This is a genomic window from Bacillus cereus group sp. N8 (assembly GCF_016483685.1).
GTDB lineage: Bacteria > Bacillota > Bacilli > Bacillales > Bacillaceae_G > Bacillus_A > Bacillus_A proteolyticus.
The window spans coordinates 1-281 of record NZ_JAEHBK010000164.1 but is presented as its reverse complement, the minus strand read 5'-3'; the positions used below and the strand labels follow the sequence as shown (position 1 = coordinate 281).

Below are 281 nucleotides of genomic sequence, written 5' to 3'. Positions count from 1 at the left end.
CTTATGAGCAAGGAGTAAATATTAACGCATATACAGCATTAGAAATTGAAATTCGCGAACTATTAAAGTCTAGTGGGCATAAAGGAAAACAAATCCCTAGCGATATTCGTGAACTGTTCATTGAAAAAATTGATAAATTGCCGAAGGAAAAGATTCGTGTAATTGAGGTCGCTGAAGACTTTGATTTAATTCAGTTTCTACAGTCTTTAGAAGCATATTACCGTTCAACTAGTGAAGTACCGCATACGGTCGATCAGCTGCTTCCAGCAATGTAAAGATAC

At 36.3% G+C, this 281-nt stretch carries 1 pseudogene; it reads left to right on the top strand.

Annotated elements, in window-relative coordinates:
* Positions 1–275, top strand: a pseudogene (locus tag JDS80_RS30860) (hypothetical protein); the annotation flags it as partial.
* Between the last annotated feature and the right edge of the window lie 6 nt (positions 276–281).